We start from the raw sequence: 8,831 nt of genomic DNA on the forward strand, positions 1-8,831 counted from the left end.
CGATACTCGCCCCAGAGCGGTTGCGCGGTAGAGAGCTCGTAGCACGCCAGATCATCCGTCCCGATGAGGCCTCGGTTGGCGGCCATGTCGGCGGCGATTTCTTCGGCGATCTCGCCCTTGTAGAAAATGTCCGGACCGGCCGCCGCGATGCGCTCGAGCGTTTGAGCGAGATCGGTGTTGACGACCACGTCACCTGGCAGCTTCACCGTGCCGTCAGAGCGAAAATAGATTGAGCGCCCCGTGTTGCTGAAGCGCAGCTTGTCAAGTGTCCGCACTTCGCCGGTATCGACGCCGTCCTGCGACCAATACCAGTGGACATGCGGGCGGACCATGAAGCCTCGCCTCGCCTGCGTGGCGGCGGGTGCGACGACGTCGGCCCATTCAAAAGTGCCATATCTCGCCAGCGCCTCGGCATAACCCTTGATACTGCCCGGCGTGCAGACGGCGAGGTAGCCGATCTCGCTGATGCCGCCTTCCAGCAGAAAGGCGAAGCCATCGCGAGACTGGCCGACCAGGAGGTCGCTCCACATTTCGGGCGATGCTTTGAGCGGCGCCCTGGCGTAGAATTCAAGCACCTCATGCACGCCGCGTCGCGGCATGTAGACCTGCATCGAGCCAAACCCCCCGATGCCGGCCATTTGAGGGTCGACGACGCCTTGCATGAAAGCGCAGGCGATCGCCGCATCGACGGCGTTGCCGCCGCGTTTGAGCACCAGCGCGCCCGCCTCGACCGCCTCCGGCTGCGGCGCAACGATCATTGCATTCATCTTGAGGCGTTCCGTCGTTCCTTGAGCGCCTGGGCCAGGAAATCCTTGACCGAATCGAGAACCGCGTCGCGTTCGTGGGATACCCCGGGCAACAGATCAAAGCGTACGCGCACACCGGCTTCCTCGAACGATCGACACAACGTCCTGAGGCGTTCCGGCCTCGTTTGTCCTGCATCGTTGGCGCCCGGCATCCAATGGGTGCTGCCTTGGACATGCGTGATTTCCCAGGTCTCCAGGTCGGCATCGCCGACGATCATCTGGACCGGCACTTTTGCCAGCGCTGCGGCGTCGAAGGTGATGCCGAACTTCTCCGCCAGGTCGCGAATGCCCACCCACCAGTCCCGCGTGGGATCGAGCAAGGTCACCGAGCCTGGCGCACCGATCGACGCCGCCCAGAGCCTGTCGGGATGGAGGATGGCGAAGCGATGGGTGAAGTGCCCGCCGCCGGAAAATCCGAACATGGCGAAACGGGTCCAGTCCTGACGGTATTTCGCGACAACTTCCTCGACTATGGCGAGCAGCACCTGATCGTAGCGGATGTCGTCCTCGATCATGTATTTGTATCCGCTGCGGGCGTCGTCGCCGAGAACGCCCATTGGAAACACCGGGCACAAGATGGCGCAGTCGTTCCAGCGTCCGAACTCGGCGAACGCGTCGCGGAAACCCAGGAACGAGGTGCGGCCAGTGCCATGGACGGCCACCAGCAGGTCGACTTGGGCGCCTTCCCCAACCGCGGGCGGTACATACAGGCAATAGTGGAAGCGTGGGTCTGATTTGGAAGCAAAGATGGCGGTCGCGCCAAGATCGTATGTAGCGCGACCGCGATCCGCAACGGATCCCGTGGCGATGCTCGTCAAGTCTACAACTCCTCAGACAGTCTTGGCATTCATCGCCAGCGTATACTGGTCGGCCCGCGTCGTGAACTGAAGGTCCTTCCGGGCAGCCACGACGAGGACCTCGTGGTGCATCGGAATAACAGCGACGTCGTTGAAGACGATCTCGCTGAGCTCCGAGAGCATCTTTTCGCGTTTGGCATCGTCCAGCGTCCGCTTCGCCACAGCCAATTTGGCATCGAGATCGGGGTTGGAGTAGCGGCCCGAATTGGCAATACCCATACCGGCATCCGGGTTCTGCGTCGCGACCAGCGCTGTCATCGGGTTAGAGGTTTCGCCCGTGTTGACGCCCCAGGAGTCCAGATTGATGCTGAACTCATGGGCATCCGCCTTGTCGGCATAAACCGACCAGGGCATGACCTCGACGCTGACTTCCAGGCCGATGCGGGAGAACATCTGGGCCACGGCCTGCACGATCTTCGAATCGTTGACGATACGATCATTGGGCCCGTGGATCGTCAGTCGGAAGCCCTCGGGGTAGCCAGCCTCGGCGAGCAGGGCCTTGGCTTTTGCAGCGTCGAATGGAACGGGTTTGATAGCAGCCGAGGTGCCCGGGGCGCCGGCAGGCAGAAACTGCGAAGCGACAATGGCATTGCCCTGCATCAAGCGCTCCACAATGGCGCTGCGGTCGATCGCCATGGACAGCGCCTGCCGCACGCGCAGATCCTTCAGCGGGTTGCGGTCGAGCGGCTTGCCGTCCTTGCCAGTGATGAAGGGCGTGACGTCCCGGAACGTGTCCAGCGAGAAGAAGACGACCCGGCTCGAGACGCCGCGAATGATGTGAAAGCGCTCGTCTTTTTCGACGCGAGCAACACCCTCGTAGGGCACCTGTTCAACGAGATCGAGATCGCCGGCGAGCAGGTTGGCAAGCCGCGCGCCGGCATCGGTGACGATGCGGAGCTCGACGTCCGGCAAAGCAGGCTTCGGTCCCCAGTAGTTTGGATTGGCGGAAAGCGCGACACGGTTGCCGGAAACATATTCCTTCAGCACATACGGGCCGGTGCCGATCGCCGCGGTGCCGTTGTTGAACTGATCGCTAGGGGTATCCTTGAACTTGGCGCGGATGATGCGAATGCGACTGAGGGAATTGGGCAGAAGCGGCTCCGGCTGCTTGGTTTCGATGATAAGCTTGCCGGGTTGGGGCGAGGTGATCGAGTTGATGTTGCGCGTGTAGGTCCGGAACGACGCCGTGCTTTCGATGGTGTTGGCCCGGTCGAATGAGACGACGATGTCGTCTACGGTGAGCGGCTCGCCGTCGCTGAAGCGCACGTCGGGCCGCAGGTCGAACTCCCAATGGGTGTCGTCGACCACGCGCCAGGCCGTCGCGAGCCCCGGTCTGGAGATCGATTTTTCGTCGTTGATGACAAGCGTGTCGTAGATGTGGGTGGCAAGCGCGTTGTTCGGCGCATTGCTCTTCAGATGCGGGTCTAGCGTCGTCGGCGGAGCAGCCATGCCGATCCGCAGCTGGCCATTTGCCGCGGCCCGGGCACCCGTCCAGCTGATGCCTTGCAAGACAGCGGCACCCCCGAGCGCCCATTGCATCAGCGCACGGCGCGATATTGTCCGGTTCATCATTGGTTCTCTCCGTGTCCACTCTGGATAGTTCCGTCGGAGGAGTTCTTTTCCGCTGCCGCTTGCCATCATCGAGTCCAGCCCAGGATCCGCTGACGGTGCCGGTCTCCCTCCTGACGGCGAGTTGAAACTAAAGCTCCTCCGTTTGTCAATACAGATAAACCGTTGTTTCACTAGACGAGACAAACTTTCTCGTTTAGGCTTCAGCATGAGAGTTTTGGCGAGGAACGAGAGATGGCCGATCAGGCAGACACCCGGTACACAGTCGATTCCGTCGATCGCGCGATCAGCTTGCTGCAGACTGTGGCCGGAGAGGCCGATCTTGGCGTTTCCGAAATCGCGCGGCGTTCCGGCGACAGCAAGGCACGTGCTTTCCGGCTTTTGCAGACGCTGGTGCGACGCGGTCTGCTGGCGCGGTCATCGGATGGAAAAGGCTATCGCCTCGGCCTCGCCGCGCTGATGCTCGGCCACGCCGCCAGCGAACAGATGGACCTGATCCGCATTGCAAACCCTGTTCTGGAAGAACTCGGTCAGGCGATCGGCGAAACCACCCAGCTGCGAATCCGCGATGACCAGGAAAGCCTTTGCGTCGCCAAATGGGAGCCGAAGCGGGACCTTCGCGTCAATGCGATTGTCGGCCGCCGGCGGCCGCTACATGCCGGTTCGAGCAAGGCGTTCCTGGCCCATATGGATGATGAGGAGCGCGAGGCCATTCTTTCGGGCCCGTTGAAGCGCTTCACCAAGAAAACTGTGACCGATCCTCGGCTTCTAAGGGGCGGGCTCGAGCAAATCCGCAAGGCGAAGTTTTTCGTCAGTCGCGGCGAGATCAACGACGATCTGATTTCGATCACCGCACCGGTGTTCGTGGCACCGGGCAAGATAATCGCGGCGCTGAACATCGCTGCCCCGGAAAACCGGGTGCCGGAAGAGCGGATAAGCGAACTGGGCGATAGGGTAGCCCGGGCCGCCCATCGTATTTCCGCCGCCCTTGGCTTTCGCTCGCCGGCCAATGAGATGGCGAGTTGAACCGGTGCCAAACATCACACGACTTCCCTGGCGGATTGTGACGAGGGGTGTATCTCCGGAACGGTGAAAATCGACACCTCGCCCTTGAAGCCTTGGAGTTCAAAGGCGCCTGCCTGCACAACCGGCATCGATGCTCCTTGCGCAAATCCGGGACCAAGCACCAGAGGGATCCTCAGCTTTTTGGTGGTTGACTCGAGCCGTGCCGCGCGGTTCACCGGCGAGCCGATCGCGGTGTAATCGAAGCGCCGTTCGGAGCCGAAATTCCCTACGGAGCAGATGCCAGTTTCGATAGCGACGCCGATTTGGATAGAGGGGTGCCCGCGCGCCGTGAACGCCGCGTTTTCGCGCCTCACCCGTTCGATCAGGGCAAGCCCCGCTTCGAGCGCACGCTCGCGATGATCTGGCTGGTCAAGCGGCGCGTTCCAGAAGGCTAGCACGGCATCGCCCATGAACTTATCGATGGTCCCGTCCCGCTTGAGTATCTCATCGGTCGCAAGGCCGAGGAAGTGATTGACCACCTTTGCGATTTCTTGGGCATCGAGTTGTTCGCTCATCGCCGTGAAGCCGCGTATGTCACTCAGCAGGATTGTGATCTCGCGCTTCTCTCCGGACAGGATCGCTTCGGTATCCGAATTTGCGAGGCGCTGCACCACGGAGGGCGACAGATATTGGGAAAACTGCCGTGCCAGGGTGGACCGGCGCTGCTCGCTGCGCCTGTAGAGGACATAGCCTTCGAAGCCTGCTAAGAGGATCGTCGCAAGCGCCGGCTGTAGTGGGTCGTAGAGCTTACCCTGCAGGCTGTATTCGAGAGCGCCGAACGCGAAGGGCGTGGCAACAAGGAGCGCCAGAGCGAGGGCGCCAAGCATGACACGCTGGGCGAGAACTCCCGAAAGTCCGATGAAAACGATGCCACTGAGGACCAACCACAGCCGCTCGAGCGTACGCGCTTGCGTTGGCTCTGCAAGATAGCGCGCGGCAAGCATCTGGCCGATTGCATCAGCGTGGATGTCCACGCCTGGTCGCGCCGGACGCGTCGGGGTTGGCAGGTACTGCATCAATCCCACGGCCGACAGGTCGACAATGGCGATGGCGTTCCGCAGCAGCGGATCGCCGCGGCCCGAAAGAATACTACCGGCAGATATGCGCGGCGTATTGGTGTCGGTTTCCCAGAGGCGGATGCTGCCCTGCGGTTCGAGTGGCACGATGGTCCCGGCCATCCTGAGCGCGTCAAACCCGGCGGCATTCATCCGGGCTACGTAGCCGTTCTCTCCGGCGTAGAGGCGCAGGAGTTCGAGCGCGAAGGACGGCCAGAGCTGAACGCCTTGAGCCGTATTTCGGAGCCAGAGCAGCGGCACATGGCGTAGTACGCCGTCGGGATCCGGCAAAGTGCGAATTGCGCCGAGGCCTGCAGCGGCGCTCGAGAAATCCGGAAGCGAGCCTGTCAAGCCGGTGAAGCCAGGAAGCGTCTCGGGTACTTGCCCGACGATCGACCAGCCGGCTTTGGGCTCTGCTTCTGAAACCGTCGCCTCGTTACCCAGGCTGACGGCGAGCGCCGTTCGATTTTTCGCCAGTGCGCTGGCGAGACGCTTGTCTCCGGCGATGCCATCAGGAGAGATGTCAGCCTCGGGCAGCATCAGCGCAAGCCCGATCACCGCCGCACCGGACTCGGCGACACCATCGACTAGATCGGCCAAAAGGCCACGGTTCCAAGGCCATCGCCCATATGCCTTAAGGCTCGCGTCGTCTATCGAGACTATGACAACAGGATTGCTGGTCGCCTCGCGCGGGGCGAGAAACTGGTAGAAGTCGTACGTACGCTCGCGCAGGCGCGATAGCGGCCCGTCGAAAGCAAAATGGCAAGCGAGCAGCAAGAGTACGACCGCAAGACCAGGTATTTTCCGCCTGGCAGCCCGCCGCCAATCAAGCGAGGGGCTCATGCCGATCGGCCGGGCTTACCGGCAGTCGGGAAAGCAGTCATCATCCTCATCATCCACCCCGCTGCCTACAGGGGGCGTTGAGCTGTCAGGGAATTCCATGGCCACGCCGGGCAACGCGCCGTCGGTGGACTTGCAGGCTTTGAGCGAGTTGCCGAGTGCTGACGCACAAATCGCGCTTACGTTCAGCCCCGGACCCGGTTCGCCTGGCATGCCGGTGCCGGCTATCCGATCGATGCTGTCCAATATCGGGAAGGCGTCGATACCGCCGTAGCCGGTCAGCAGGTTGCCATTGTCCGACGTGCAGGCGTGGCCCGGGTTTGTGATCACGAGCTTGCGACCATTCAACATGCAGGTCATGCGGCCGGCGCGCAGTATGCCGACGGTCTGACCAGCTATCACAAGCACTTCAATGATGCCGCCTCTGGCTCCGAGCACCATGTGTGGCGTCGCAACTTGCATGTCGCCCCCCTTCGAAACCTGACCGCCGTAGAAACGGGCCAGGCCGCTGTTCATCCTGATGTCGATCTTTCCTGATCGGGACCCCGGATTGTAGACGAATTCATCGATCGTCAGGCTGGTGTTCGGACCAATCTTGGCGCTCGACTCGTCCCGGAACACGAGCATTCCCAGACCGGTGATATTGCTGCGCAGTTGGTCGCCGAGTTCGACGGCAGCGCCGACGTTCATCGCCTCGCGGTCATTGCGGATGATGTCGGTCTGGTAGGCCGTCATGGACCCGACCGTTTCAGCGACAGACGGTGCCGCAAAGCCAAGGCAGGCGATACAGGTGGCTATCTGACGATACAGGGTCCTCATCGCGGTCTCTTTCAGTTGAGCGTCAACGTGTAGCTCACGAGCAATTCGAATGAATTTCGGTCGCGGCTAGCGATATCGAAGTCGGTTTCGCGATAGGCGAGGTCGACGCTGACCTTCTGCCACTCAGTGAGCTGAAAATCGCTTTCCGAGGCAATGCGCCAGAAGTCGCTTTCTATGTTCGTGCTGATGCCGACGGACAAGTCGGGAGTGTCGCTGTGGCCGGCCGAGACGGCGACCTGGTGAGACCATACGAACAGGTCCGGTACTTCCATCAGCACGCCGCCGTACCGGATCTCGCCCATGTAGCTGTGGCCGATTTCGCCAGATCCGGAGGCGAAGTCATTCGAGCCGACCAGGCGCAATCCGAGCGCCTGGCCATTGCGGAAGCGGTAGCTGCCGCCTGCCTCATAAAAGACCCTGCTATCGGCGAAAATGCCTTGCGAGGCGCTTAGATCGATGTAGCCGCCGCCTGCAAAAAGCGTCGTCTCGACGGTCGGGCGCACAAGAAAGCGTCCACTGAGGCCGATGCCGGTTTCGTGGATATCGCTGTCGAAACGATCTGTAACGGTAAACGCCGAAAGCAGCAGGCGCAGCGAATCGATCCCACTGTTGGGCAGCCCCTTGTCCCAGGTGATCGCGGCGTTGCCGTGGATGAAAGTCTCCTTGCTACCCGGAACCGACAGGTCTGGCGTGAAAAAACGCTGTGTCGCCGTCAACGACCCTGAAAGAACGAGAGCGTCGGCACTTGGCGTGCCGAGGTCCCATCGCACAAAGCCTTCCGCCCGCCCATAGGGCGAGACGAAGCTGTCGTCGTCCTGGGCCCCACCGGGCTCAAAATCGGTGAATGCGCTGAACACGCCGCCGGTCAGGGCGAGTTCCCAGGTGACGCCACGCAACGCGCGCTCGATGCGGGCAAGCAGGCGAACAGCTTCCTGCTGCTCAGCCGCGGACAGGCCCCCGACCTCGATGCCGTACTGCACCTGCCGCCGGGCCAATTCATAAGAGCCGACATGATAGTACAACCGGCTGGCCGCAAGCCGGGCGCGGGCATCGCGGGGATATTTGATGAGATACTGCTCGACCGACGAGATCGCCTGATCGTACTGCCCGGCGTTGACGGCAACCGTGACGAACTGGGCGAGCGTTCTGTTGTCGGCCGGACTGGCGATGCGGGCTGAAAAAGCATCGTCATAGGCCGGATAGGGACCTTGTGCGCCGGCCGGCGATATGCCGGTGCAAAGCAGCGCCGCGGCGAAGCCGAAGATCATTGAAAACGAGGAATGCATGCCGAGAAACCCACCCCAACCCGACTAGTGCAGCGATCTAGCACGCCTGCACGAAAAAAAGCGACAGAACTGGCACAAAACCTTCCGAGTCTTCAGCAGCTGTTGCAGCTGCGCAACAAACTATCGGGTTCATTCGCATTTCGGCTACCCTGGTTGGCCAAGCATCTTCTCAGCGTTGCTGGACTTCGAGCAAGTATTCGGTACAAACGGCAACTAAGCCAAATCATAATCAGCCGTGGATCGCGCAGCCGACAAGATCAATATTGTTTGCGCGATTCTGCGCATATCTGGTCGCCGCCTGACGCATCAAGTGTCACATGTAGCTCATCCGAAGGTCTTCCGTCGCGTTGCGCAAGCGGTCGGAGAGCTGGCGGGCGATGCTTCTCAGGACGGCCTGCGCAATGTGCGGCCTAGCCTTTGTTATCTTGTTGAACGCCCACGAGGTCAGCTTATAGGCAACAACATCCTCGTCGGCGATCACGTCCGTCGAGCGTGGTCGCTCGGTCAGGAAACCCATTTCGCCCACTGTGCATC

General features: G+C 61.4%; 7 protein-coding genes and 1 pseudogene. 1 reads left to right on the forward strand and 7 read right to left on the reverse strand.

The window, feature by feature from the left end:
• The 3 genes from EOA86_RS11650 to EOA86_RS11660 form a co-directional block, all read right to left on the reverse strand.
• Positions 1–767 (reverse strand): gamma-glutamyltransferase (locus EOA86_RS11650; protein ID WP_206630003.1); only part of this gene is annotated, 767 nt, incomplete at its 3' end.
• Positions 764–1,624 carry an alpha/beta hydrolase gene (locus tag EOA86_RS11655; RefSeq protein ID WP_128341762.1) on the reverse strand — a complete coding sequence of 287 codons (861 nt, stop codon included), beginning with the start codon at positions 1,622–1,624 and terminating at the stop codon, positions 764–766. The genes EOA86_RS11650 and EOA86_RS11655, both read right to left, overlap by 4 nt.
• Positions 1,625–1,636: 12 nt before the next feature.
• Positions 1,637–3,235 (reverse strand): ABC transporter substrate-binding protein, encoded by a 1,599-nt coding sequence (locus EOA86_RS11660; protein ID WP_128341763.1) that lies wholly within the window; start codon positions 3,233–3,235, stop codon positions 1,637–1,639.
• Between the two features lie 231 nt (positions 3,236–3,466).
• Here EOA86_RS11660 and EOA86_RS11665 point away from each other — a divergent pair, with 231 nt between their 5' ends.
• Entirely contained in the window at positions 3,467–4,258 is a 792-nt protein-coding gene (locus tag EOA86_RS11665; RefSeq protein ID WP_128341765.1) for an IclR family transcriptional regulator, read from the forward strand.
• 14 nt (positions 4,259–4,272) lie between these two features.
• Here the strand turns inward: EOA86_RS11665 and EOA86_RS11670 are convergent, their stop codons facing one another.
• From EOA86_RS11670 to EOA86_RS38565, 4 genes and pseudogenes are all read right to left on the reverse strand, one after another.
• Positions 4,273–6,195, reverse strand: coding sequence for an adenylate/guanylate cyclase domain-containing protein (locus EOA86_RS11670; protein ID WP_128341767.1), 1,923 nt, complete (start codon positions 6,193–6,195; stop codon positions 4,273–4,275).
• A gap of 15 nt (positions 6,196–6,210) precedes the next feature.
• On the reverse strand, positions 6,211–7,011 hold the full coding sequence (locus EOA86_RS11675) for a FecR domain-containing protein (protein WP_128341768.1): 801 nt from the start codon (positions 7,009–7,011) through the stop codon (positions 6,211–6,213).
• A gap of 11 nt (positions 7,012–7,022) precedes the next feature.
• Positions 7,023–8,297, reverse strand: a complete 1,275-nt coding sequence (locus EOA86_RS11680) for a tetratricopeptide repeat protein (protein ID WP_128341770.1) — start codon at positions 8,295–8,297, stop codon at positions 7,023–7,025.
• A gap of 313 nt (positions 8,298–8,610) precedes the next feature.
• Positions 8,611–8,831, reverse strand: a pseudogene (locus EOA86_RS38565) (Crp/Fnr family transcriptional regulator); the annotation flags it as partial.

Origin of the sequence: Mesorhizobium sp. M5C.F.Ca.IN.020.32.2.1, assembly GCF_004023105.1 — a bacterium.
Lineage (GTDB): Bacteria > Pseudomonadota > Alphaproteobacteria > Rhizobiales > Rhizobiaceae > Mesorhizobium > Mesorhizobium wenxiniae.

Coding starts and splice junctions, on each gene's coding strand:
- EOA86_RS11660 (WP_128341763.1), bottom strand. CDS start 3,235: ATGATGAACCGGACAATATCGCGCCGTGCGCTGATGCAATGGGCGCTC.
- EOA86_RS11665 (WP_128341765.1), top strand. CDS start 3,467: ATGGCCGATCAGGCAGACACCCGGTACACAGTCGATTCCGTCGATCGC.
- EOA86_RS11670 (WP_128341767.1), bottom strand. CDS start 6,195: ATGAGCCCCTCGCTTGATTGGCGGCGGGCTGCCAGGCGGAAAATACCT.
- EOA86_RS11675 (WP_128341768.1), bottom strand. CDS start 7,011: ATGAGGACCCTGTATCGTCAGATAGCCACCTGTATCGCCTGCCTTGGC.
- EOA86_RS11680 (WP_128341770.1), bottom strand. CDS start 8,297: ATGCATTCCTCGTTTTCAATGATCTTCGGCTTCGCCGCGGCGCTGCTT.